This window comes from Mycobacterium sp. MS1601, assembly GCF_001984215.1.
Taxonomy (GTDB): Bacteria; Actinomycetota; Actinomycetes; order Mycobacteriales; family Mycobacteriaceae; genus Mycobacterium.
In genome coordinates this window covers 141,153-164,675 of sequence record NZ_CP019420.1, presented here as the reverse complement: position 1 = coordinate 164,675, position 23,523 = coordinate 141,153, and the positions used below count along the sequence as shown (strand labels likewise).

The 23,523-nt window shown below is 66.2% G+C and carries 22 protein-coding genes; 16 read left to right on the top strand and 6 right to left on the bottom strand.

Features of this window, described 5'->3' with window-relative positions; all coding sequences use genetic code 11:
- Positions 1 to 3 precede the first annotated feature (3 nt).
- The gene (locus tag BVC93_RS00815; protein ID WP_083735504.1) at positions 4 to 756 is read left to right on the top strand and encodes a hypothetical protein; all 753 of its coding nucleotides are present in this window, start codon (positions 4 to 6) and stop codon (positions 754 to 756) included.
- 69 nt (positions 757 to 825) lie between these two features.
- Complete coding sequence (locus BVC93_RS00810) at positions 826 to 1,515, top strand: DUF899 domain-containing protein (RefSeq protein ID WP_083735503.1); 690 nt, start codon at positions 826 to 828, stop codon at positions 1,513 to 1,515.
- 66 nt (positions 1,516 to 1,581) lie between these two features.
- Here BVC93_RS00810 and BVC93_RS00805 read toward each other — a convergent pair whose 3' ends face one another.
- Positions 1,582 to 2,238: a TetR/AcrR family transcriptional regulator gene (locus BVC93_RS00805; protein ID WP_083735502.1), complete on the bottom strand. Its 657-nt coding sequence runs from the start codon at positions 2,236 to 2,238 to the stop codon at positions 1,582 to 1,584.
- Between the two features lie 75 nt (positions 2,239 to 2,313).
- Between BVC93_RS00805 and BVC93_RS00800 the strand changes: the two genes are divergently transcribed.
- The gene (locus BVC93_RS00800) at positions 2,314 to 3,165 is read left to right on the top strand and encodes an SDR family NAD(P)-dependent oxidoreductase (RefSeq protein ID WP_083735501.1); all 852 of its coding nucleotides are present in this window, start codon (positions 2,314 to 2,316) and stop codon (positions 3,163 to 3,165) included.
- 147 nt (positions 3,166 to 3,312) lie between these two features.
- Positions 3,313 to 4,227, top strand: coding sequence for a formyltetrahydrofolate deformylase (gene purU / locus BVC93_RS00795; protein ID WP_083735500.1), 915 nt, complete (start codon positions 3,313 to 3,315; stop codon positions 4,225 to 4,227).
- Here purU and BVC93_RS00790 read toward each other — a convergent pair.
- Entirely contained in the window at positions 4,224 to 4,787 is a 564-nt protein-coding gene (locus tag BVC93_RS00790) for a TetR/AcrR family transcriptional regulator (RefSeq protein ID WP_442929004.1), read from the bottom strand. The genes purU and BVC93_RS00790 overlap by 4 nt on opposite strands.
- Before the next feature lie 75 nt (positions 4,788 to 4,862).
- Here BVC93_RS00790 and BVC93_RS00785 point away from each other — a divergent pair, with 75 nt between their 5' ends.
- Entirely contained in the window at positions 4,863 to 6,104 is a 1,242-nt protein-coding gene (locus tag BVC93_RS00785; RefSeq protein ID WP_083735498.1) for a cytochrome P450, read from the top strand.
- Positions 6,105 to 6,176: 72 nt separating this feature from the next.
- On the opposite strand, the gene mgtE is transcribed toward BVC93_RS00785, so the two are convergent.
- The 3 genes from mgtE to BVC93_RS00770 form a co-directional block, all read right to left on the bottom strand.
- Complete coding sequence (gene mgtE / locus BVC93_RS00780; RefSeq protein WP_083735497.1) at positions 6,177 to 7,559, bottom strand: magnesium transporter; 1,383 nt, start codon at positions 7,557 to 7,559, stop codon at positions 6,177 to 6,179.
- Positions 7,560 to 7,666: 107 nt separating this feature from the next.
- Positions 7,667 to 8,788 carry an acyl-CoA dehydrogenase family protein gene (locus tag BVC93_RS00775; RefSeq protein WP_083735496.1) on the bottom strand — a complete coding sequence of 374 codons (1,122 nt, stop codon included), beginning with the start codon at positions 8,786 to 8,788 and terminating at the stop codon, positions 7,667 to 7,669.
- On the bottom strand, positions 8,789 to 10,018 hold the full coding sequence (locus tag BVC93_RS00770; RefSeq protein ID WP_083735495.1) for an acyl-CoA dehydrogenase family protein: 1,230 nt from the start codon (positions 10,016 to 10,018) through the stop codon (positions 8,789 to 8,791). It abuts the gene before it with no gap.
- A 225-nt stretch (positions 10,019 to 10,243) separates the two neighbouring features.
- Here BVC93_RS00770 and BVC93_RS00765 point away from each other — a divergent pair, with 225 nt between their 5' ends.
- The 4 genes from BVC93_RS00765 to BVC93_RS00750 all read left to right on the top strand — a co-directional run bounded on the left by BVC93_RS00765 (position 10,244) and on the right by BVC93_RS00750 (position 15,049).
- Positions 10,244 to 11,800, top strand: coding sequence for an aldehyde dehydrogenase (NADP(+)) (locus BVC93_RS00765; protein WP_442929057.1), 1,557 nt, complete (start codon positions 10,244 to 10,246; stop codon positions 11,798 to 11,800).
- A 29-nt stretch (positions 11,801 to 11,829) separates the two neighbouring features.
- Positions 11,830 to 12,774: a 5-dehydro-4-deoxyglucarate dehydratase gene (locus tag BVC93_RS00760; RefSeq protein WP_083735493.1), complete on the top strand. Its 945-nt coding sequence runs from the start codon at positions 11,830 to 11,832 to the stop codon at positions 12,772 to 12,774.
- The gene (locus tag BVC93_RS00755) at positions 12,774 to 14,048 is read left to right on the top strand and encodes a glucarate dehydratase family protein (protein WP_083735492.1); all 1,275 of its coding nucleotides are present in this window, start codon (positions 12,774 to 12,776) and stop codon (positions 14,046 to 14,048) included. Before BVC93_RS00760 ends, BVC93_RS00755 begins: the two co-directional genes overlap by 1 nt.
- 74 nt (positions 14,049 to 14,122) lie before the next feature.
- On the top strand, positions 14,123 to 15,049 hold the full coding sequence (locus BVC93_RS00750; protein WP_083735491.1) for a LysR substrate-binding domain-containing protein: 927 nt from the start codon (positions 14,123 to 14,125) through the stop codon (positions 15,047 to 15,049).
- Between the two features lie 3 nt (positions 15,050 to 15,052).
- Here BVC93_RS00750 and BVC93_RS00745 read toward each other — a convergent pair whose 3' ends face one another.
- On the bottom strand, positions 15,053 to 16,027 hold the full coding sequence (locus tag BVC93_RS00745; protein WP_083735490.1) for a 2-hydroxyacid dehydrogenase: 975 nt from the start codon (positions 16,025 to 16,027) through the stop codon (positions 15,053 to 15,055).
- Between the two features lie 409 nt (positions 16,028 to 16,436).
- On the opposite strand from BVC93_RS00745, the gene BVC93_RS00740 reads away from it, so the two are divergent.
- From BVC93_RS00740 to BVC93_RS00710, 7 genes are read left to right on the top strand one after another with little or no spacing between them, the layout of a single operon-like run.
- A complete protein-coding gene (locus BVC93_RS00740) occupies positions 16,437 to 17,969 on the top strand; it encodes an ABC transporter substrate-binding protein (RefSeq protein WP_157517151.1) in 1,533 nt (510 codons plus the stop codon).
- Positions 17,970 to 17,991: 22 nt separating this feature from the next.
- Positions 17,992 to 18,921: an ABC transporter permease gene (locus BVC93_RS00735; RefSeq protein ID WP_083735488.1), complete on the top strand. Its 930-nt coding sequence runs from the start codon at positions 17,992 to 17,994 to the stop codon at positions 18,919 to 18,921.
- Between the two features lie 12 nt (positions 18,922 to 18,933).
- Positions 18,934 to 19,914 (top strand): ABC transporter permease, encoded by a 981-nt coding sequence (locus BVC93_RS00730; RefSeq protein WP_157516715.1) that lies wholly within the window; start codon positions 18,934 to 18,936, stop codon positions 19,912 to 19,914.
- A 21-nt stretch (positions 19,915 to 19,935) separates the two neighbouring features.
- The gene (locus tag BVC93_RS00725) at positions 19,936 to 20,958 is read left to right on the top strand and encodes an ABC transporter ATP-binding protein (RefSeq protein WP_083735486.1); all 1,023 of its coding nucleotides are present in this window, start codon (positions 19,936 to 19,938) and stop codon (positions 20,956 to 20,958) included.
- Positions 20,951 to 21,964 carry an ABC transporter ATP-binding protein gene (locus tag BVC93_RS00720; RefSeq protein WP_083735485.1) on the top strand — a complete coding sequence of 338 codons (1,014 nt, stop codon included), beginning with the start codon at positions 20,951 to 20,953 and terminating at the stop codon, positions 21,962 to 21,964. The genes BVC93_RS00725 and BVC93_RS00720 overlap by 8 nt, the downstream gene beginning before the upstream one ends.
- A 3-nt stretch (positions 21,965 to 21,967) precedes the next feature.
- Entirely contained in the window at positions 21,968 to 22,684 is a 717-nt protein-coding gene (locus BVC93_RS00715; protein ID WP_083735484.1) for a sulfite exporter TauE/SafE family protein, read from the top strand.
- A 13-nt stretch (positions 22,685 to 22,697) separates the two neighbouring features.
- Complete coding sequence (locus tag BVC93_RS00710) at positions 22,698 to 23,504, top strand: IclR family transcriptional regulator (RefSeq protein ID WP_157516714.1); 807 nt, start codon at positions 22,698 to 22,700, stop codon at positions 23,502 to 23,504.
- Positions 23,505 to 23,523: the final 19 nt, after the last annotated feature.

The following is a 23,523-nucleotide window of genomic DNA, read 5'->3' as shown; positions in this document are numbered from 1 at the left end:
AGCGTGAACCTGCTGCCGTCGCCCGACGTGACGATTACCGACGCCGATGTCACCGCCGTGTTGAACCGCGCGGTTCGCGTGATCGGGCCCGTGTTGGACCTGTTGTGGGACACCGATCCGTTGAATCTGAAGCGTCGGACCTGCGACGACGAGGATGGTGCCGGAGCACTGGACAAGATCGCCGACGCAGTGAGCTGGGTCCTCAACGCCGCGGACGTCCCCGGCACCTTGTCCTGGGACGAGATGGATGCCGACGCCCGCATCGACTGGTGGGTGCACCGGGTGGGGGCGCTCAACACTGTGCTGGTGGCATGGCCAGGGGTTTTCGGCGTGCTGGCCGGCAGGCTGCCGGTCCAGGATCTGCTGGGGTTCACCAATCAGGCGATGGTGATGTGTGCGGTGGCCCGGGAGCTGGGTGTGACGGACCCGGATCGCCAGGTCCGGATGCTCGGCGCCGTGCTGTGTGGCCGCGAACTCGACGTCGCAGACGGAGCCGATCCGGAACCGCCGCCGGCGCTGCCGCGTACCCCGGCGGGCCTGGCCAAGGCGCTGTGGCAACTGTGGGGCCTGTTCGGTGCGATCAGCGAGGAACTCGGGCGTCGGCCCCATCCTCGTGCGGTGTTCCGCTACCTGGGGATGGTGCCCGCCGTCGGTGCGGTGGCGGCTTACCTGGGCGAACTCGGCGCGCTGGCCAGGGCCGCCAAACGAGCCAGGGCCTGGATCAACCAGTCGAGTCAGGCCGTTGAACGGCGATGACTTTCTGGTGCTGGCGCGGTCGGTATGGGTATCGGTTGATTCACCACCAGTTCAAGGAGGCCATCACCCATGCAAGCCAAGCCACCCGTCGTCGACCTGGACACCTGGCGCAGTGCCCTCGAGGACCTGCGGCGCCGTGAGAAGGCCGCCACCCGCGAACTCGACGCCATCGCCGCCCAGCGGCGCAGGCTCCCGATGGTGCAGTTACCCGAATACACGCTCATCGGCGAAGAGGGCCCGGTGACCTTGGCTGACGTCTTCGGCGGCCACCATCAGTTGATCGTCTACAACCACATGTGGACCGACGGCGCCGAGTGGCAGTGCGGCGGCTGCACCGGGTTCACCTCCCAGTTCACGCGGCTGGACTTCCTGGACAGCTACGACGCACGTTTTGTCATCGTCACCAATGGTCCGATCAACGAGGCACTGGCCTACCGGGACAAAGTGGGCAACAAAATGCCGTGGTATTCGTCGGCGCAGAGTTCGTTCGGCGCGGATGTCGACGCCGCACCAGGTGCCGGCTTCGCGGTGAACGTCTTCCTGCGCGACGGGGACACCGTTTACCGCACCTGGCACACCAACGGCCGTGGCACCGAACAGCTGAGCCACAGCTTTGCGCTCATCGATGTGCTGCCCTGGGGCAGGCAGGAGGAATGGCTGGATTCACCTGACGGCTGGCCCAGCCGTCCTACCTACTCCGGTTGGCTGGACAGCCCGGAGATCGCGAAGATGTACGGCGGCGCCCTCCGGCAGCCGTGAACCCGGTGGGATGCCGCAGTTTTCCCGAGGAGTTCATCGCGCAATCTCACTGCGGCGCTGCAACGGTCAGTGTAGATAGCCGTCGATGAGCGCCCGCAGGATGCGGGTGAGCCGCTCGGTGACGTCGAACACGGCGAGCTGTAGCCGCGGGTCGCTGCGATAGAGTTCGGCGACTTCCGGTGCGGGCGTAGCCATTTGCCACATTGCCCCGGCCATCGAGGTCGCCGTGGCGATCACGTCCACGGCCTGGATGTCGGTCAGGTGCGGCCGGAGTCGGCGGAGTTCGCCGACGATCGTCTCAACCTCGGCATGCGTGGCGTACTTGAACGTGCGCACCTGGTCCAGGGAAACGTTGCGTTCGAGGTTCATCGGGGCGTGTGCCAGGAGATCGCAGAACAGCGGGCGCGAGGTCAGTGTCTGCGAAAAGGCCTGGGCAACATCGGAAGTGGGGGTATCTGCAGTCATCGCGCCGGTGCATGACAGCAGGTCCGCGGACCACTGCTGCCAGCTCGTGGCGGTCAACCTCAGAAAAATCTGTTCACGGGTCTCGAAGTAGCGCAGCAGTGCCGATTTGTGCATGTCCACGGCGGCGGCCAGTCCGGTCAAGGTGATCTGCCGGATGCCGTGTTCGGCGCCCAAACGGGTCGCGGCCGCCAGGATGGCGTCCTCCCGTTGCTGTTTGGCTTCGGGGGAGCGGGCGCGCTGGAACCCGGTCGACGTCATCGCTCGATGATAGTTCCCGAGCAGGCTATTGCGAAACGATGTTGCGTTAATAACGAAACGGTGTTTACTTAAGGGATGACTACTTGGTTCATCACCGGCTCATCCCGCGGCCTGGGCCGCGCCCTGGTCACTGCGGCCCTCGATGCGGGCGACCAGGTGGTCGCCACCGCGCGAAACCCTTCCGACCTTGCTGACCTGGTGGAGGTGGGCGACCACCGCATCGTGGCCATTCCGCTGGATGTAACCGATCCCGACGCGGCCCGAGCCGCCATCGCCGCCGGTGTGCGACGCTTCGGCCGCATCGACGTGGTGGTCAACAACGCGGGCTACGCCAATGTGGCACCGATCGAGATCGCCGACGACGGTGACTTCCGCGCCCAGTTCGAGACCAACTTCTGGGGCGTCTACAACGTCTCCCGCGCCGCAATCGCCCCGCTGCGCGAGCAGGGTGGCGGCACCCTGGTGCAGGTCTCGTCGGTTGGCGGACGGGTCGGCGGCTCGCCGGGCATCGGCTCCTACCAGTCGGCCAAGTTCGCCGTAGACGGATTCAGCCGGGTGTTGGCGGTCGAGACAGCGCCGTTCGGAATCCGGGTGATGGTGGTGGAGCCCAGCGGATTTGCCACCGATTGGGCCGGTTCATCGATGACCGTGAACGCCGTCCCGGCGGAGTACGACCAGACGGTCGGGGAATTCAACCGGCGGGTGCGTGGCACCAGCACCGCCGCGGGCGACCCCGAGCGGGCCGCGCGGATCATCCTGGAGGCAGCCGCGCGTGAGCATCCGCCGACGCACCTGCTGCTTGGTGTCAACGCCGTGGAGATGGCACTGGACTATTCGCAACGCCAGATCGACGAAGCGACTGCGTGGGAGGCCGTCAGCCGCTCGGCTGATTACGGACAGCCCTTTCCGGCACCGTTTCCCGGCTAGCGTCGGTTCGGCGACACCGCCGACGACATCCTCACCGGCAGACCGACCGGCGCCGCAACCAAGCGGACGCGGGATGGCGTTGGGTCCGGACATCGCCGAGTGGACGGCCGATGCGCTGGCACTGTGACTCCATGGCAGGCTTTCCCCATGGCCGGCGACGACACCAAACTCCGACAGCAATTCCCGCCCACCCGCGATGCCTATCCGAACGAGGACATCGGGCGTCTGCTGCTGCGCTGTGCAGACCGCTCCGGGTTGGTGGCCGCGGTGAGTTCCTTCCTGGCCGGTGTCGGCGCCAACATCATTTCGCTGGACCAGCATGCCACCGAGCAGTCGGGTGGAATTTTCATGCAGCGCACCATCTTCCACCTTCCCGGGCTCAGCGCGGCCCGCGACGAACTGCGGGAGAACTTCGCTCGGGAGGTGGCCGGTCCGTTCGAGATCGACTTCACCCTCACCGACGCCTCACGCCCCAAGCGGGTCGCCATCCTGGCCTCCCGAGAGGATCACTGCCTGCTGGATCTGCTGTGGCGCAACCGGCGCGGGGAACTGGACATGGCGGTGGCGTTCGTCATCGCCAACCACGCCGACCTCGCCGATCAGGTCCGACCGTTCGGGGTGCCGTTCATCCACGTGCCCGCGCACAAAGAGATCCGCGCCGATGCCGAGGCGCGGATGTTGGGCATCCTCAAGGGCAACGTCGATCTGGTGGTGCTGGCCCGGTACATGCAGATTCTGACGCCGGAGTTCCTCGCCGAGGTGGGTTGTCCGGTGATCAACATCCACCACTCGTTCTTGCCCGCGTTCATCGGGGCGGCGCCGTACCGCCGGGCACGGGAGCGCGGCGTCAAGCTGGTGGGTGCGACGGCGCACTACGTGACCGAGGACCTGGACGAGGGGCCGATCATCGAGCAGGACGTGGTGCGGGTTGATCATCGGCACGGGGTGTCGGATCTGGTGCGCCTCGGAGCGGATGTCGAACGCGCCGTGCTGTCTCGTGCGGTGCTCTGGCACTGCGAAGATCGGATCATCCGGTACGGCAACCAGACGGTGGTCTTCTAGGACTCTCCCAGGATCAGGCCCACGGCGGCGTCCAACTGATCGGCGATCTGGTCGAACGACAGGAACCGGGCTGTCATGAGGGCGCCGGCAAATGTCATCAGCAGCGTGGTGGCCACCGGCTCGGGCCAGCCTGGCCCCAGTGAGGCCTGGATCCGGGTGATCACCTCGGTGCCGATCTGTGCCCGGATGGGCGTCACCGCCGGGTCGTCTGCCATCAACGCGGCGCTGCACGCGTTGGTCAGCTCGGGTTCGTCGGCGACCACCAGCGCCATCTCCCGCAGCGTCGTGCTGACCCGGTCCCGAGTGGTCTTGTTGACGTCGGTGTGCACTGCGGTGTCGCGCAGCAGCCGCAGATAGATCTCGGCGACCAGCGCGCTCTTGGAGGGGAAATAGGTGTACGCGCTCGCCGGCGACACCCCGGCCCTGGCGGCCACCATGCGCATGGTCAGCGCACTGAACGATGTCTGATGCAGTTCTTCGAGTCCGGCGTCGAGCACCTTGCGGATGGTCTGCTCGGGGCGGCGGTCCCGTTTCCGCGTTGCGACGGCTTCGCTGGACACGCTCATAGAGTAACTGCTAGGAATATTTCATACACCTGTCCAGAAAATCTGAGCGGTCCTATGGAAAGGAACGCGATGACGGTCACCGATGACTTCTCCCGTTTCGGCGCGAACTTCGATTTCACCTCCCCGGCGGTGTTGGAGAGCGGCATGCCGGTAGACCAGTTCGCCGAGTTGCGCCGCACGTCGCCGGTGTGGTGGAACCACCAACCTCCGGGGGCCTCCGTCTTCGATGACGGCGGCTACTGGGTGATCACCAAACACGAAGACATCAAACAGATCTCCCGAGACGGCGAGGTGTGGTCCACCAACGTCAAGGGTGCCGTCATGCGCCTGCCCGACGGTGTGACCGCTGATCAACTCGACCTCACCAAGGCGCTGCTGATCAATCACGACCCACCCGCGCACACCCGGCTGCGGAAGCTGGTGTCCAGGCTGTTCACCCCGCGTGCCGTGGCCGCACTGGAACAGGGACTCGAGCGCACCGCCCGGGACATCGTCACCGCGGCGGCAGAGAAAAAGGCGGGCAACTTCGTCGACGACATCGCGATGGGGCTGCCGCTGGCGGCGATCGCCGATCTGATCGGTGTCCCCGATGCCGACCGGCGCAAGCTCTTCGACTGGACCAACTCGATCATGAACACCGATGACCCCGACTTCAACGACGTCGATCCCGCGGTGGCCAATGCCGAGCTGATGGGCTACGCGTACGCCATGGCCGAGGAGCGCCGGCGCAACCCGGCCGACGATATCGTCACCCGGCTCATCGAAGCCGACGTCGACGGCGACTCCCTCGGCGATGTCGAGTTCGCGTTCTTCGTGATCTTGCTCGCGGTGGCAGGCAACGAGACCACCCGCAATGCGATGACCCACGGCATGCTGGCATTCGCCCACCACCCGCAGCAGTGGGAGCTTTTCAAGCGTGAACGACCGCTGACCGCGGTGGACGAGATCGTGCGTTGGGCGACGCCGGTGCACTGCTTCCAGCGCACCGCACTGGCCGATACTCAGGTGGGTGAGGTCGCCGTCCGCGCCGGGCAGCGGGTCGGATTGTTCTACAGCTCCGCCAACTTCGACGAAGATGTCTTCGATCGACCGTTCGAGTTCGACATCACCCGCAGCCCGAATCCGCACCTGGGATTCGGCGGTAACGGGATTCACTACTGTATCGGCGCCAACCTGGCACGCACCGAGATCAGGTTGATGTTCGAGGCGATCGCTGATCTGTTGCCTGATATCGAGGTTCTCGGCGAACCGCAGCGGTTGCGCTCCGGCTGGATCAACGGCATCAAGGACCTACAGGTCGCTTATTGCTGACAGGCTGGAAACTCTTGTGTCACTTGGTTATCTGGTGGTCACGGCCTGTCCAGCAACGGGTTCTCCGCCGACTCACAACCCGGCCAGCTCGGAGAGCGTCAACTTCGCGATCATGAAGTAGATCAGTAGCCCGGTGCCGTCGACGATGGTGGCGATCATCGGTGCTGACACCACGGCAGGGTCCACGCGGCACTTCTTCAGCAGTGGCGGCAGAATCGAGGCGGCGAACGACGCCCACAGCACAATGGCCGCCACCGACAGCGACACGGTCAGAGTGACTTCCGGCCCCACGCCCAGTGTCCAGGCGCGGATCATCGCGGCGGCTGCCATGGCCAGCGCAATCAGCATGCCGGTGGACAGTTCCTTGACGAGGATGGCCGGGACGTCCCGAAAACGCACCTGCCCGGTGGCCATGGCGCGCACCAGCGTGGTGGTGATCTGGGTGCCGGTGTTGCCGCCGGTGCCGATCAGCAGCGGGATGAAGAACGCCAGGGCCACCACCGCTTCGAGCTCGTCCTCGAAAGCGCGTAACACCGTGCCTGTGTAGGCCTCCGCGGCGAACAGCACCAGCAACCACACGATGCGTTTCTTCCACAGGTGCCACGGCGAGGCTCGCAGGTAGGGCACCTCCAAGGGGGCTGAGCCACCCTGCTTTTCGGCGTCTTCGGTGGCCTCCTCCTCGGCGATGTCGGCGGCGTCGTCCTCGGTGAGCAGACCGAGCAGGCGGTTGTCGGCATCAACGACGGGTAGTGCCACCAGTCGGTGGTCGATCAACAGTTGCGCCGCGTCCTCCTGGTCGGTCAGCGGCGACAGTGTGATGACGTCGGTCTCCATCAGGTCATCGACGGTTTGATCGGGGGCAGCCAGCACCAGATTCCGGAACGGGACAACACCCAACAGGTGGTTGTCGTCGTCGGTGACGTAGATGTAGGCGCCGCTGCGCGAATCGCTGCGCATCTGCGCCGCGTGGCCTCGGATGGCGTCCACTGCCTCGGGTGCTGTCATGTCCGGCCGGACGGTGAGGGCCTCGGGGACCATGTGCGCTGCAACACTGTCCTTGGGCCAGGACAGCAGTTCGCGCAGCACCGCGGCGCGCGGCGCGGGCAGCGCAGTGAGCCACTTTTCGCGGGTGGATTCGTCCACCTCGCGCATCACGTTTCCCGCATGGTCGGAGTCCAGCAGGTCCAGGAAGGCCGCCACTCGGGTGGCGGGCAGCTGCCGCAGCACCTGGGCGGCCAGGTGGTCATCGACGCTCTCGTAGAGTTCTATTCCGGTGTCGGCGTCCAGTAGGTCACCGAGCACCCGCATCTGTGACTTGGACAGCTCTGCGAGCTGGTGGGCACGTTCGGTGGGATCCTCTACCGTCTCCAACCAGTGCGTCAGATCCTTGATGCTCTCCGCTACGAGGACCTGCTCCAACTTCGGAGTGCTCGACTTCGTTGCGCCCATGGGCATTTCCCTTCGAGCCGGTGATGCGTTCGACGAGTGCGCCAGCAATCTATGGGATCAGTGGCAGGTGAACAAATGGGGCCCGGGATCTTCACCTGTTCGGCTGGCCGCAGTCAGGGCTTCGTCAACTCGGCATACCTACTCAGATGAGCTGAAGTAGTCCCGAATTCGTACTGTATGGCGGTCAGTCGCTTGAAGTAGTGGCCGACGGCGAGCTCCTCTGTCATACCCATGCCACCGTGCAACTGCACGGCGTTTTGCCCGATGAATCTGGCCGCCCGGCCTGCGGTGACCTTGGCGGCCGATACCGCGCGGGCGCGGGCGGCGGGTTCGGCGCCGAGATTGAGCACCGCCAGATACGCGGCGGCCACCGCCTGTTCGAGTTCCATGTACATGTCCACCATGCGGTGCTGCAGCACCTGGAAACTTCCGATCGGCTGGCCGAACTGCTGACGCTGCTTGCTGTATTCGACCGTGTCGGCCAGCACTTTGCGCATTCCGCCCACGGCTTCGGACACCACGGCGGCCGCGCCTTCGTCACGGGCGCGCAGTAGCGACGCCTCTGCTTCCCCGAGCATGGCGTCCGCAGATAGTCTCAGGCCGTCGAACGTGAGGTCGGCCGCGCGTCGGTCGTCGATGGTTCGGTACGGGTGCACCGTCACCCCGGCCGGAGGATCGGCCGCGTCGAAGTCGGTCAACAGCAAGGACACTCCGACGTCGGTCCGTGCGGCGATCAGCAGGTGGGTGGCCAGGGGAGCGTTGAGCACCACCACCTTGGCGCCGTTGACCACCCAGTTGTCGCCGTTGCGGTCGGCGGTGGTGGCTGTGGTGGCGAGATCGTCGCCGGTGTCTGCTTCGGTGACCGCCAGCGCCACCACGGCAGTGCCCTTGGCAATGGCCGCCAGGACGGCCTTGGCGCGTGCGCCGCCGGCACGCTGCAGCAGCCCGCCCGCCACCACCACCGTGTCCACGTACGGCTCCACCACCAGTGCATGGCCCAGTGCTTCAGCGATCACCATCGTCTCCACCGGTCCACCACCCAGACCGCCCGCGTCCTCGGGCAACGTGGCGGCCAGGACGCCCAGCTCCTCGGCGAACCCGCGCCAGATCTCCGGTTGCCAGCCGGGTCCGCTCTTGGCCGCGGCGCGGCTCTTCTCCAGGTCGTAGCGGGTGGCCAGGAACTTGGTCAGCCCGTTGCGCAGCAGCACTTGTTCGTTGGTGAGCTTGAAGTCCATCTACAGCCCCAATGCCGCTTTCGCCAGGATATTGCGTTGAATTTCGTTGCTGCCGGCGTAGATCGAGCCGGCGCGATCGTTGAAGTACTTCAGTGCGGCAACGGCCTGCCACGGTTCGCCCGAGACGTAGCCGTCGGTGGGGGCCTGGTAACCCGCCACCGGCCCACCCGGAGCGGTGGCGTGCGGTTGATACACGCGGCCACGGGGACCGGCGGCCTCCAGCGCGAGTTCGGTGAGCGTCTGGCTGAGTTCGGTGGACAACACCTTGAGCATCGATGATGCCGGACCCGGATTCTTGCCTTCGGCGACGGTGGTCAGGGTGCGGAACTCCAGGATCTCGAGTACTTCGGTGCGGATCCGGGCGTCGGCGAGTTTGAGGGAGAACGCGGCGTCGTCGATCAGCCGTCCACCCGTCGGCCCGGGTTGCTCGGCGGCGGTGGCGATCTGCTCGCCCATCACCTGCAGCCACGGCGCGGTGGCGCCCCCGCCCCGCTCGAACTCCAGCAGGTACTTGGCCACGGTCCAGCCGTCGTCGATGTGCCCGAGCACATTGGATTTCGGCACCCGCACACCAGAGAAGAACACCTGGTTCTGCACTTCTTCGCCTGATGTCATCACCAGCGGATGGATCTCGATGCCCGGGGTGCTCATGTCGATCAGAACGAAGGTGATGCCCTGCTGCTTGCGCTCCAAGCGAGAGGTGCGCACCAGGGCGAACATCCAGTTGGCCTCGCTCGCGTGGGTGGTCCAGATCTTGGAGCCGGTGCACACGAGATCGTCACCGTCGGAGACGGCGACCATCTGCAGCGACGCCAGATCGGACCCGGACTCGGGTTCGGAGTAGCCCTGGCAGAAGAACACCTCACCGGTGAGGATGCGGGGCAGGAAGAAGTCCTTTTGCTCCGGAGTGCCGAATCGGATGATGGCGTGGGCCACCATCCGGATGCCCATCGGCGACAGAGTGGGAGCACCGGCCAGGGTGGATTCTCGGCTGAAGAGGTAGTGCTGGCTCAGCGACCAGTCGCAGCCGCCGTACTCGACGGGCCATGCCGGAGCCGCCCACCCGCGCTCGTGCAGGATCGCCTGCCACGCCATGGCGGCCTCGTGATCGGCATACACACTGGTCATCAGGCGTCCTGCCCGACGAAGCTCCGGGGTCAGTTTCTCATCGAGGAACGTGCGCACTTCGTCGCGGAAGGCGAGTTCCGAGTCCGACCAGTCCAGATCCATAGCTGTCCTTCGTGACATTGACGGGCGTACCGGTCAACCGCTTGGTGGATGCACCGCCCGCTCGAATATACGGCGATTTCAGATATTTGATCAAATACTGGATTGATGCGATTTCTGCATTTTTGGAGGCAAAAAGAGTCTTGGACAGGAATGGATGGCGAGCCTAGCGTTGGCGACGTGACTACCTTTGTTTCTGAGACGGACAACGACACCCTGACCGGCCAGATGATCGTCGCAGGGACGATGGTCACGGGTATCGGTATCGAGGTCCGGGGATTCGACCCCGCGGCCGGTACGCCTCTCGAGCCGGTCTACCGCCACGGTGACCACACCCAGGTCGAGGCCGCCTGCGCCGCCGCCGCCGAGGCCTTCGGGCCGTACCGGGCCACCGACTCCGAGACCCGCGCGCGGTTCCTGGAGTCCGTCGCGTCCAACATCGAGGCCATCTCCGCGGTGCTGATCCCCCGCGCCTCGGCCGAGACCGGGCTGCCCCAGGCCAGGATCACCGGCGAGGTGGGCCGCACCTGCGGGCAGTTGCGACTGTTCGCCGCCGTGCTGCGCGAGGGCAGCTGGAACGGCGCGCGCATCGATCCCGCACAGCCAGACCGCACGCCGGCACCACGCGCCGACATCCGCCAGCGCACCGTGCCGTTGGGTCCGGTGGCGGTCTTCGGCGCCAGCAACTTCCCCTTGGCGTTCTCGGTGGCGGGCGGCGACACCGCCTCCGCGCTGGCCGCCGGCTGCCCGGTTGTCGTCAAGGCGCACGACGCCCACCCCGGAACCTCCGAATTGGTCGGCCGCGCCGTCACCAAAGCCGTCGCCGACGCGGGCCTGCCCGCAGGCACGTTCTCCCTGCTGTTCGGCTCGGGACGAGAACTCGGCACCGCCCTGGTGACCGACGCCCGCATCAAAGCCGTCGGATTCACCGGATCCCGTTCCGGCGGAACCGCTCTGGTGGCCGCGGCCGCGGCTCGCCCCGAGCCCATCCCGGTGTACGCCGAGATGAGTTCCATCAACCCGGTGTTCCTGCTTGCCGGTGCCCTCAGCGCCCGAGCCGACGAACTCGGTGCCGCGTTCGTCGGCTCGTTGACCATGGGGTCAGGACAGTTCTGCACCAACCCCGGACTGGTCATTGCCGTCGACGGTCCCGACCTCGACACCTTCGTCGCCTCGGCCACCGACGCTCTGGCGCAGGCGGCTCCCACCCCGATGCTCACTCCCAACATCGCCAAGAGCTACGCCGAGGGAGTTCGCGACCTCGAGGGCGCCGCCGACCTGGTGGCGCGTGGAAGGGACGGCGACAGCCCGACCGCCTGCCGAGCCGCGCTGTTCTCCGCCGACGCTGCCAGCTTCCTGGCTTCGGAGGTGCTGCAGGCGGAAGTCTTCGGTGCCTCCAGCCTGGTGATCCGCTGCGCCGACTCCGACGAAATGGCATCGGTGGCAAGCAAACTCGAAGGTCAACTGACCGCGACAGTGCACACCGACGACTCCGATGTCGCTGAAGCAGCCCGGCTGCTGCCGGTACTCGAGCTCAAGGCCGGGCGGATCCTGTTCAACGGGTGGCCGACCGGAGTCGAGGTCGGCTACGCGATGGTGCACGGCGGCCCCTTCCCGGCTACCTCGGACGCACGCACCACCTCTGTGGGCGCCAAGGCAATCGAACGATTCCTACGGCCGGTGGCCTACCAGGACGTGCCGAAGGCGTTGCTGCCCAGCGCCATTGCCGACGGCAACCCCGATAACCTCTGGCGGCTCATCGACGGCCGCTTCACCCAAGACTGACATCCCGACACCACATAGGAGACCTGACCATGCGCTCGGCCACCCAACTCGACGGCGTTCTGTTCTTCCCCGTCACCCCCTTCACCGCAGCCGGTGACGTTGATCTCGACAAGCTCGCCGCGCACGTCGCCAAGGGTGTCGACGCCGGCCCCGGCGGTGTCTTCATCGCATGCGGTACCGGCGAATTCCACGCACTGGAGGTCGGCGAGTACGCCGCCGTGGTGCGCACCGCGGTTGAGGCGGTGGCAGGTCGCGTCCCGGTGTACGCCGGAGCCGGTGGCTCCGTGGCCCAGGCCAAGGTCTTCGCCACAGCCGCCGAAACCGCCGGTGCCGACGGAATCCTGCTGCTGCCGCCGTATCTGGTGTCGGTGCCGCAGGCCGGTCTGGTGGCCTACACCAAAGAGGTTGCCGGGGCCACGTCGCTGCCGGTGATCGTCTACAACCGCGCCAACGCCCGATACACCGAGGCCTCAGCAGTCGAGGTGGCTCATATCTCCAATGTCGTGGGTTTCAAGGACGGCACCGGCGACATCGACCGGGTGGCCCGCATCGTGCGTGCCGTCACCGACTCGCTCGCCGCCACCGGCAAGCCGTTCCAGTTCTTCAACGGACTGCCCACCGCCGAGGTGTCCCAGCAGGCCTACCGCGCCATTGGTCTGACGCTGTACTCCTCGGCCACTTTCGCTTTTGCGCCCGAACTGGCACTGGCCTTCTACGAGGCGCTGGAAAGCGGCAACGAAGCGCTGGTCGCCGCCCTGCTGCGCGACTTCTTCCACCCGCTGGTGCGGCTGCGCGACAGCGTGCCCGGTTACGCCGTCTCGCTGATCAAGGCGGGAGTCACGTTGGAGGGCATCGAAGCCGGTCCGGTGCGTGCACCGCTGGTCGATGCCGCACCCAAGGACGTCGCTGAACTGGCCGAGATGATCAAGGCCGGTCGGGCGGTGCTCGCCAACGAACTCGCCGCGGTGCGCTGATGTCGGGTGCCATCCGGATCACCGGCGCTCGCATCACCCCCGTCGCGTTCGAGGACCCGCCGCTGCTCAACACCGTCGGCGTGCATCAACCCTACGCGCTGCGGGCCATCATCCAGCTCGACACGGACTCGGGTCTGGTCGGGCTGGGGGAGACCTACGCCGACAGCAGGCATCTGGCGCGGCTGGAGGCGGCCGCTGAGGCCATCACGGGTCTGGATGTGTTCGCACTCAACGCCATCCGCGCCGCCATTGCCGAACGGTTGCGTGGCGACGACGCTGCCGTCGGCACCGCGGGAATGATCACCTCGGCCAGCGCCGTGGATCAAGTGCTGTCCCCGTTCGAGGTGGCCTGCCTGGACGTGCAGGGCCACGCCAGCGGGCGCCCGGTGTCCGATCTGCTGGGTGGCGCGGTGCGCGAGACGGTGCCGTTCAGCGCCTACCTGTTCTACAAATGGGCGGCGCATCCCGGCGGGGAACCGGACTCCTGGGGAGAGGCACTGGACCCGGCGGGCATCGTCGCCCAGGCGCAGCGCATGGTCGGTGAATATGGTTTCACTGCAATCAAACTCAAAGGCGGGGTGTTCCCGCCCGAGGAGGAGATGGCCGCCATCGAGGCGTTGCACAAGGCCTTCCCCAACCATCCGTTGCGGTTGGATCCCAACGCCGCGTGGACACCGCAGACCTCGGTCAAGGTGGCCTCCGGCCTTGCCGGCATCCTGGAGTACCTCGAAGACCCAACCCCGGGCATCGAGGGTATGGCCGACGTCGCCCAGCAGGCACCGATGCCGTTGGCCACCAACATGTGTGTGGTGGCCTTTGATCAGCTGAAACCCGCGGTTGCCGCCGACGCCGTGAAAGTGGTGCTCTCCGACCATCATTACTGGGGCGGCCTGCAGCGCTCCCGACAACTGGCGAGCATCTGTGAGACCTTCGGGTTGGGCCTGTCGATGCACTCCAACTCCCACCTGGGCATCTCGCTGGCCGCCATGGTGCACCTGGCCGGGGCCACCCCCAACCTCACCTACGCGTGCGACACGCACTGGCCATGGAAGGCCGAGGCGGAGGTAAACGACGTGGTGAAACCAGGTGTGCTGGAGATCCGGGACGGCGCGGTGGCGTTGCCCACCACCCCGGGTCTGGGGATCGAGATCGACGCCGACGCACTGGACGCCCTGCACCAGCAATACCTACGGAGTGGAATCCGTGACAGGGATGACACGGGCTATATGCAGAGCGTTGACCCGGCATTCGAAGCGATCAGCCCCCGCTGGTAGTTCTGCTCCGTACACTGATGCGCCTAGGGGCATAACAACCACCCAGTTATGCGGAGAGTGCATCGGAGTTTGCCATGTTTTCCCTGGCGAGGCTGTCTTGTTTCATCGCGGTCGCCGAGGAGCTCCACTTCGGTCGGGCTGCCGAGCGTCTACATATGACGCAGCCCCCGCTGTCACGTCAGATCCAGCAGCTGGAGACCGAACTCGGTGTCCAATTGATCGACCGCACCACCCGCTCGGTGACGCTGACGCCGGCCGGGGTGGCATTCCTGCCGGATGCCCGCCGCATTCTCCAGCTGGCCGAAGGCGCCGCGTTGACCGTCAAGCGCGTACCGGCCGGTGACCTCGGCACTGTCGTCATCGGCTTCACCGCAGCCTCGGCGCATGCCGTGCTGCCGCGGCTTCTCGACAGTGCTCGCGCGTCCCTTCCCGATGTGAAGCTCGAACTCCGGGAGATGGTGACGGCCGCACAGATCGAGGGTCTGATGACAGGCGAGCTGGATCTGGGCATGGCCCGGCCACCCCTGAAACGTCCCGGCCTGGTGTCACGGCCGCTGCTGCACGAACAGTTGGTCGCCGCGCTGCCGGCGGAGCATCCACTGGTGCAGCTACCCCGGCAACTGACGTTGACCGATCTCGACGGCCAGGACGTCATCATGTACTCGCCGGTGCAGGCGCGCTACTTCAACGAGTTGCTGATCAGCACGTTCACCATCGCCGGGGCCACTCCGCACTATGTCCAGTACGTCACACAGGTGCACACCATGCTGGTGCTCGTACGTTCCGGCATCGGGATCGCCCTGGTGCCGGCTTCGGCGTCGACACTGCGCCCGGAGGGGGTGGTGTTCCGGACCATCGGTGCGTTCCGGGAGCGGCCCGTGGAGCTGGACGCGGTGTGGCGCGGTGACTCCACCAACCCGGCGTTGCTGAGGCTGCTCAGAGACGTGCTGCCGCCGCGGGAGTGGACCACCGACGATCTGGTCGAAGACGCTTTCGCCTGAGCCTCAGACGGTCGACGGCATCGGGACGGGTGTCACCAGCTCACCGGTCTTGAGGAAGCTGTCGAGGTTGCGCAGCGTCAGCTCCTCCATGGCGGCGCGGGTCTGCACCGTCGCACTGCCGACATGGGGGAGCAGCACCACGTTGTCGAGGCCGAACAGAACTTCGGGAACCGCGGGCTCATGGGTGAAGACATCCAACCCCGCACCCGCGATCCTGCCCTCGACCAGGGCGGCCACCAGGGCGTCCTCGTCGATGACGCTGCCGCGCGCGACATTGATCAGGTACCCCTGAGGGCCAAGGGCGGCAAGGGTTTTCGCGTCGACCAGATGGCGGGTATCGGCGCCGCCCGCAGCTGCCACCACCAAGACGTCCACCTGCGCGGCAAGTTGTTCTGTGGAGTCGACATAGGTGAACGGTGAGTCGGGGACCTGCCGGCGGTTGTGATACGAGATCTGGCAGCCGAAGGCCGTCAAGCGCGCCGCGATGGCGCTGCCGATGCGGCCCAGTCCGATGATGCCCACTCGGGTGTTGCTGACCTGCCGGGTCAGCGGATAGTTGCCTGACGGCCACAAGCCGGCCCGGACATAGCGGTCGGAGGCGGAGAACCCGCGCAGCGTGTCGATCATCAACCCCACGGCGGTGTCGGCCACACAGTCTGTCAGCACGTCGGGGGTGTTGCTGGCAACGATGCCGCGGGCGGCGGCGGCAACGAGGTCGGTGGTGTCGTACCCCACGCCGAAGTGCACGATGGCGGCCAGCCGCGGCAACGCGTCGATGAGGCGCGCGTCCACCCCGGTGCGCCCCGAGGTGACGGTCACGGTGACCTCATCTGCGTGTACGGCCAGGAACGCCGCACGCTGGTCAGCATCGGCGGGCAGCAATGCAGCCCCGAACGACGTGCGCAGGGTGTCCTGCAACGACGGTTTGAGCGGGCCCACCTGCAGCACGGTGGCGGGAGTCTGGCCAAGACTGGTCACAGCAGTTGTCCTCCTACGGTATGTAGCGACGGTAAGTCTGCCCGCGAATACCTGTCCAACACGGAAATAGCATCGTTTGTTGCCGAAAGTGAATAACTAGGCCCGCGGGGTGCAACTCGCAGCATGGATCGCCGTCATGCTCGTTGAAAAGTCCTGGTCAAGCATCATTTCCTCGGTGCCGCGGGCGTGCGGAGCGGGTGTCGAGCGGTCAAAAACAGGCACTGTCGGGCCGTTATGCCGGGGTTGACGGGGTTGTCGGCGCATTCATACCGTGTGTCTGCGATCACAAGCCGCATCTACATACGTGGACGTCACTAGCGCACCAGCCCCGCGCATAGCTTTCCCAACTCCACACTCTCGACACCTGGAGGACCCCATGAGCCACGCTGGCCCGATTTCCCGCCGCGTGATGGCCGTGACCCTGGCCGGGGTATGCGTGACCGCCAGCGGCTGCACAGTCGCCAACTCGGGCCACGGCGGCTACGACCCGAACACCCTGCGGGTGGTGCTCTCCCAGGAACCGCCCACCCTGGAACCGTGTGAGAGCTCGCTGACCTCCACCGGCATCGTGGTGCGTTCCAACATCACCGAGCCGCTGGTGGAGCGGGATCCCGACACCGGCGATCTGCTGCCGCTGCTGGCCACCGAATGGGAGCAGACCGCCCCCACCCAGTGGACCTTCCGGACCCGGGAGGGCGTGACGTTCTCGGACGGGGCCCCCTTCACCGCCGCGGACGCAGCATTCTCCATCGACCGGGCCGTCAACTCCGACCTGCAGTGCAACGTCGACGGCTACGTCTTCGGCGACGAGGAACTGGGCTTGGACGTGATGGACGACACCACCTTGACGGTCACCACCGCCAGCCCCGATCCGATTCTGCCGCTGCGGCTTTCGTTCGTCGAGATCGTCCCGCGAAGCACCGGCACCGCCGAGAAGGTGCGTGAGCCGATCGGTACCGGACCGTACGCCATCGCGAACTGGGACTACGGGCAGAAACTCACGTTGGCCCGCAACGAGACCTACTGGGGTGCCGCGCCGGCCTTCGCCCGTGCCGAGTACCAGTGGCGCAGCGAGGGCAGCGTCCGTGCCGCGATGATCACCAACGACGAGGCCGACATCGCCACCTCTCTCGGTCCCGAGGACGGGGCGGGCGAGCTCGGTGTGCCGTTCCAGAACAACGAGACCACCGCACTGCGGATCCAGGCAGCAGAACCGCCGTTGAACGACATCCGGGTGCGGCAGGCGATCAACTACGCCGTCAACCGCCCCGGCATTGTGAAGGCCCTGTTCCGCGGCCTCGGCGACCCGGCCTCGCAGCTGATCCCCTCGGGTGTGGTGGGTTACAACCAGGACCTGCCGATATGGCCGTACGACCCGGAGAAGGGCAAGCAGCTCATCGACGAGGCCAGGGCCGACGGGGTGCCGGTGGACAACGAGATCCGACTGATCGGGCGCACCGCACAGTTCCCCAAGATCGCCGAGACCATCGAGGTGCTGCAGAGCGAATTCAGCGACATCGGCCTCAACGTCAAGATCGAGATGATGGACACCGCAGCACAACTCGAATACCAGCTGCGGCCGTTCCCGGCCAATACGGGCCCCTACCTGCTGATGATCCAGCACGGCAACCAGGCCGGTGACGCCGCCTTCACCCTGGACCAGTACATGCTCTCGGATGGTCCGCAAGCTGCCTACGGCACACCAGAATTCGACGCCAAGATCCGTGCCGCCGAAGCACTGACCGGTGACGAACGACAGAACGCGTTCGCGCAACTGTTCGCCGAAGAGCCCCAGGAGATCATGCAGATGGCCTACCTGGCCCACATGAAGGGCATCCTCGGCAAGTCCGCCCGGGTGGCCTACACCCCGAACTCCGCGACCGGTGACGAGATGCGACTGGCCGAGATGACCTTCGCGACCTCCGAACCCGCCAACACCTGACCCGCCCAGGAAGGCCCTGCCCATGTTCTCGTTCGTCCGGCGCCGGATGTACACCAGCGCAATACCTTTGATCATCGTGCTGCTGGGGGTGTTTCTCCTGGCCCGCCTCACCGGTGACCCCACCAGCCTCTACCTGCCCGAATCGGCCACCGAAGCCCAGCGGGCCGAGTTCGCCGAGGCCAACGGCCTCGACCAGCCGGTGTGGAACCAGCTGGTCGACTACTTCTCCGGTGTGCTGCACCTGGACTTCGGCACCTCGCTGCGGACCGGGGAGTCTGCCTCCACCATGGCGCTGCGGGCCTTTCCCGCCACACTCCAACTGGCCATCACCACAATGCTGCTGGCCATCGTGGCGGCCGTGGTGATCGGTTGCTGGGCGGCATACCGGCCCAACTCGCTGGCCGACCGCTTCTCGTCGCTGCTCTCCATGACCGCTGCCTCCATTCCCGACTTCTGGTTCGCCATCACCGGTGTCTGGTTGTTCGCGGTACTCATGGGCTGGCTGCCCACCTCCGGCACCGACGCGGGCATGCTGTCGTGGATCCTGCCGATCGCCACACTGATGATCCGTCCCCTCGGTGTGCTCACCCAGGTGGTCCGCGGCGCCATGGTCTCCGCGCTGTCGGCGCCGTACGTCCGGCTGGCCCGCAGCAAGGGCGCCGGTGACTTCCGCGTTGTCACTCACCACGCGCTGCGCAACGCCGCCGCCCCGGCACTGACCGTCGCAGGTGATCTCGCCGTCGGCCTCATCAACGGTGCGGTGGTGGTCGAGGCCATCTTCGGGTGGCCCGGAATCGGCAAGCTGATGATCGACGCGATCCTGCAACGCGACTTCGCGGTACTGCAGGCCGCCGTGTTGCTCACCGCGGTGTCGATCTTCCTGCTCAACATCTTCATCGACGCCTGTTACGCATTGCTCGATGCCCGCGTCCGCGAGCCCGCGAAAGTCTGAGGGAGCCACGTCATGAGCACTCAAATCGATATGGTCCCGGTCAAACCGACCACCGCGATCGTCGGCGAGGCCGACACCACCAAGAAGCGGTCGGGCTCCACCTGGTACCGACTGCTGGTCAACGATCGGGTGGCCGCCGCCGCAGCGGTGGTGCTGGGATTGGTGTTCCTCACCGCCCTGCTGGGACCGTGGCTGATGGGCGACCTGGCCACCCGCATCGACCTCGACAACTCCAACCAGGCGCCGTTTACCCTCAGCCACGGCTGGGCCAACATCCTGGGCACCGACCCGCTGGGGCGCAGCATGCTGGCCCGGCTGATCGTGGCCAGCCAGACCACCCTGTCGGTGGCCATTCCCGCGGTGGTGATCAGCGCGGTCGTCGGCTCCCTGATCGGCATGTGGGCCGGCTTCTACCGGGGCTGGCGCGAAACCCTGGCGATGCGCGTCGCCGATGTGATCATGAGCTTCCCGTCGCTGCTGCTGGCCGTGGTGGTGCTCTACGTGTTCTCCCCGAGTGCCGCCAATATCGTTGCGGTGCTGGCCATCACCCGCATCCCCGTGTATCTGCGCACCGCCCGCGCCGAATCGGCGGAGCTGTCCACCCGGGTGTTCGTCGACGCCGCGCGCACCTTCGGAGCCAGCGGCAGCGCCATCATCACCCGGCACGTGCTGCCGGTGGTGCTGCCCACCCTGCTCACCGTCGCCACCCTGGACTTCTGCTACGTCATGCTGGCAGAGAGTTCACTGAGCTTCTTGGGTATCGGCATCCAGCCGCCCGACGTCAGCTGGGGCCTGATGGTCGCTCAGGGTCGCACCTACCTGCACTCCGCGTGGTGGTTGTCGTTCTTCCCCGGTCTGGCCATCGTCATCACCACCGTCTCGGCCACCATCCTCGCAGCCTGGGCTCGGATCGCCACCGATCCCGCGCAGCGCTGGCGGCTCACCGTCCCGCAGAAGCGTCTGTCCCGGTTCACTCGGCCAACTAACCGCTAGGCCCTGGAAAGGCTGAATTACATGACTGTGTTGGAAGATCACACCACCAGCGCACCGAAGGTCGAATCCGACCCGGCGCTCAAGGTCGACGATCTCTGCGTCGACATCCGCACCATCGCCGGCACCGTGCGCGCGGTCAACGGAGTGACATTCGAGGCCTATCGCGGCGAAACCCTGGCGTTGCTGGGTGAATCCGGCTGCGGCAAGTCGATGACGGCCACCGCCCTGGTCGGTCTGCTCGAGCCGGTGGCCGAAGTCACCCGCGGCACCGCGGTGCTGGCGCACCAGGACCTGTTCGCCGTCGATCGCAAGACGCGGCGCAAGCTGGCAGGCACCGAACTGGCCATCGTGTTCCAGGACGCGCTGACCGCGCTCAACCCGCTGTACCCCGTCGGGGCGCAGTTGGCCGAGCCGTTCCAGATCCATCAGGGGATGAAGGCCAAGGAGGCCAAGCGCAAGGCCATCGAACTGATGGCGCGAGTGGGGATTCCGCAGCCCGAGACCCGCGTGGACTCTTACCCGCACCAGTTCTCCGGCGGGATGCGGCAGCGCCTGCTCATCGCGATGGCCGTGGCACTGAACCCCAGCGTGCTGATCGCCGACGAACCCACCACCGCGCTCGACGTGACAGTGCAGGCGCAGATCATGGCGCTGTTGCGGGATCTGCGCGCAGAGTACGACATGGCCGTGGTACTGATCACCCATGACCTGGCACTGGTGGCCGAGGAGGCCGACCGGGTGGCCATCATGTACGCCGGCAACGTGGTGGAGACCGGGCCGGTGGCCGAGGTCTTCGCCAACCCCAAACACCCCTACACCAAGGGCTTGCTGAACTCGGTGCCCGTCGACGCGGTGCGCGGGGAGGAACTCAAGTCCATTGGCGGTGCGCCGCCGGACTTGCATTCGATTCCCAAAGGCTGTGTCTACCAAGCTCGTTGCCCCCTGGCCAGCGAGGTGTGCGCCAGCTCGAGGCCCACCCTGAGCGTCAGCGGCGTCGGACGCAAGGCAGCCTGCCACTTCCCGGAGGAGGTTTCCAATGTCTGATCAGGAGCGCAAGTCCGACAAGGTGCTGCAGGTCAAGGAACTCACCAAGACCTTCAAGATCCCCGGCGCCAAGAACGCCCTGACCGCGCTCGACGGCATCAACCTGGATCTGGCTCGCGGCGAAACTCTGGGGCTGGTGGGGGAATCCGGCTGCGGCAAGTCGACGCTGGCTCGCACCCTGATGATGCTGGAGCGGCCGGACTCGGGCTCGGTGACCTTCGACGGTATCGACCCGTTCACACTCAAAGGCAAAGAACTGCTGTCGTTTCGGCGGCGGGTGCAGATGGTGTTCCAGGACCCCTACGCCTCGCTGAACTCTCGGATGACAGCGGGCGAGATCATCGCGGAGCCGTGGCGGACCCACAAGACGCTGTATCCGGGGCGCAAAGACCGCGAGATGCGGGTGCGCGGCCTGCTGGACATGGTGGGCCTCGGAGCCAAGGCGGCGGACAAGTACCCACAGGAGTTCTCCGGCGGTCAGCGGCAGCGCATCGGTATCGCCAGGGCGTTGGCGCTGCGCCCCGACGTGATCATCTGCGACGAGCCGGTGTCCGCGCTGGATCTGTCGGTCCAGGCCCAGGTGCTCAATCTGCTCAACGAACTCCAACGGGAACTGAAGATCTCCTACATCTTCATCAGCCATGATCTGTCGGTGGTGCGCCACGTCGCTGACCGGGTGGCCGTCATGTACCTGGGCCGCATCATGGAATCCGGTGTCACCGACTCGGTGTTCGACCGTGCCAACCACCCGTACACCGCGGCGCTGATGTCGGCCGCGCCCAAGCTCAACGCGGAACACCGCACCGAGAAGATCCTGCTCAAGGGCGAGATCCCGTCACCACTGAACCCACCGTCGGGCTGCCGGTTCCGCACCCGCTGTTGGAAGGCCGCCGATGAATGTGCCACCGCGCGACCGCCGTTGGTGCTCGACACCGCAGGTAAGGGGCACCGCGCGGAGTGCTTCCATCCACTTGGGCAGGAACAGAGCGCGGCGATCCCGGCGTGAACGATGACCGTGGCCGGATTCGCGGTGGTGACGGCGGCGGTGCTGCTGGCGTCCTGCCTGCAGGCCTCGATCGGGTTCGGGATGGGGATGCTGGCCGCACCCGTCGTCGCGATAGTGGACCCGTCGCTGATTCCGGGGACGCTGATCATGCTGGCGACGTTCGTCACGCTGCTCGTCTCGGTGCGCGAGCGCGAGGACATAGACCTCAACGGGACCAAATGGGCTCTGCTGGGCCGAGTTCCTGGCACCATCGCCGGGGCGCTGCTGCTGACGGCGCTGCCGGAGAAGGGGCTGGCGGTGCTGCTGGCCGCGGTGGTGCTGCTGGGAGTCGTGCTGACCAGCGCAGGTTGGGTGCCTGCTCCGCGCAGGCGCAATGTAGTGCTGGCAGGGGCGACGTCAGGTCTGCTGGGCACCGCGACGTCGATCGGTGGCCCGCCGATGGCGCTGGTGTGGCAACGCAACAGCGGCGCTCGCCTGCGCGGGACCATGAGCGGATTCTTCCTGGTGGGTTCGGTGATGTCGCTGGGGGTGTTGTGGGTGAGCGGCGCCGTGGGCGGACACACCGTGACGACCTTCGCGCTGTTCGTGCCCGCGACGGTGCTCGGTTACGTGCTGTCGCGCTTCGTCAACCGTCTGCTGGACCCCACGCGGCTGCGCTGGTTGGCCATCGGGGTGTCTGCCCTGGGCGCCACGGTGCTGATCACCCAACAGCTGATCTAGAGAGGAAGACACCGTGACCGTCGACGCGGGTGATGTCAGTATTCGCAAGGTCAAGTCCGCTGTGCGCACCGTCGAGCTGCTGGAATACCTCGCGGGCCGTCAAGACAGGCCCGCACGGATCCGGGAGATCTGCTCGGCACTGGACATGCCGCGCAGCAGCGCGCACGCCCTGCTGCGCACACTGATGTTGCAGGGCTGGGTGCGCTGTGATGATTCCGGGACGTTGTATGGCATCGGGATGCGCGCCCTGCTGGTCGGTACCAGTTACCTCGACAGCGACCCATACCTGCCGCTGATCACTCCGTTCCTCGACGAGCTGCGTGCCGATCTCGACGAGACATTCCACCTGGGCCGACTCGACGGCACCGACGTGGTGTATCTGGCCACCCGGGAGTCCAAGCAGTACCAGCGCAACGCCAGCCGGGTGGGCCGTCGACTGCCCGCCTACGCCACCGCGTTGGGCAAAGCGCTGTTGGCCGACCGGTTCGGCGTCGGACGTGCTACCCATGTTCCCTTGGCCTTGGCGCCGCTGACACCTCACACCATCACCGATCACGCGCTGCTGCAGGAAGCCCTCGAGGAGATCAGGGTGCGGGGGCATGCGGTCGACAACGAGGAGAACACCGTGGGACTGCGCTGTTTTGCGGTGACACTGCGCTACTGCCAACCTTCGCAGGACGCCATCAGCGCGTCGGTTCCGTTGTCGCGGTTGACACCGCAACGAGAGGCCGAGATAGTCCAGGCCCTGCACACCGTGTGCGACAAAGTGTCTCGAGTGGTGCGACCGCTGGCCAACGGCGACAAGTGGTTCGCCTCATGACAAGGAAAGATGAAGGTCT

Coding starts and splice junctions, on each gene's coding strand:
- BVC93_RS00715 (WP_083735484.1), top strand. CDS start 21,968: ATGACCGTGGCCGGATTCGCGGTGGTGACGGCGGCGGTGCTGCTGGCG.
- mgtE (WP_083735497.1), bottom strand. CDS start 7,559: ATGCCCATGGGCGCAACGAAGTCGAGCACTCCGAAGTTGGAGCAGGTC.
- BVC93_RS00800 (WP_083735501.1), top strand. CDS start 2,314: ATGACTACTTGGTTCATCACCGGCTCATCCCGCGGCCTGGGCCGCGCC.
- BVC93_RS00775 (WP_083735496.1), bottom strand. CDS start 8,788: ATGGACTTCAAGCTCACCAACGAACAAGTGCTGCTGCGCAACGGGCTG.
- purU (WP_083735500.1), top strand. CDS start 3,313: ATGGCCGGCGACGACACCAAACTCCGACAGCAATTCCCGCCCACCCGC.
- BVC93_RS00760 (WP_083735493.1), top strand. CDS start 11,830: ATGCGCTCGGCCACCCAACTCGACGGCGTTCTGTTCTTCCCCGTCACC.
- BVC93_RS00765 (WP_442929057.1), top strand. CDS start 10,244: ATGATCGTCGCAGGGACGATGGTCACGGGTATCGGTATCGAGGTCCGG.
- BVC93_RS00740 (WP_157517151.1), top strand. CDS start 16,437: ATGGCCGTGACCCTGGCCGGGGTATGCGTGACCGCCAGCGGCTGCACA.
- BVC93_RS00720 (WP_083735485.1), top strand. CDS start 20,951: ATGTCTGATCAGGAGCGCAAGTCCGACAAGGTGCTGCAGGTCAAGGAA.
- BVC93_RS00735 (WP_083735488.1), top strand. CDS start 17,992: ATGTTCTCGTTCGTCCGGCGCCGGATGTACACCAGCGCAATACCTTTG.
- BVC93_RS00810 (WP_083735503.1), top strand. CDS start 826: ATGCAAGCCAAGCCACCCGTCGTCGACCTGGACACCTGGCGCAGTGCC.
- BVC93_RS00785 (WP_083735498.1), top strand. CDS start 4,863: ATGACGGTCACCGATGACTTCTCCCGTTTCGGCGCGAACTTCGATTTC.
- BVC93_RS00805 (WP_083735502.1), bottom strand. CDS start 2,238: ATGACGTCGACCGGGTTCCAGCGCGCCCGCTCCCCCGAAGCCAAACAG.
- BVC93_RS00725 (WP_083735486.1), top strand. CDS start 19,936: ATGACTGTGTTGGAAGATCACACCACCAGCGCACCGAAGGTCGAATCC.
- BVC93_RS00730 (WP_157516715.1), top strand. CDS start 18,934: ATGAGCACTCAAATCGATATGGTCCCGGTCAAACCGACCACCGCGATC.
- BVC93_RS00750 (WP_083735491.1), top strand. CDS start 14,123: ATGTTTTCCCTGGCGAGGCTGTCTTGTTTCATCGCGGTCGCCGAGGAG.
- BVC93_RS00770 (WP_083735495.1), bottom strand. CDS start 10,018: ATGGATCTGGACTGGTCGGACTCGGAACTCGCCTTCCGCGACGAAGTG.
- BVC93_RS00755 (WP_083735492.1), top strand. CDS start 12,774: ATGTCGGGTGCCATCCGGATCACCGGCGCTCGCATCACCCCCGTCGCG.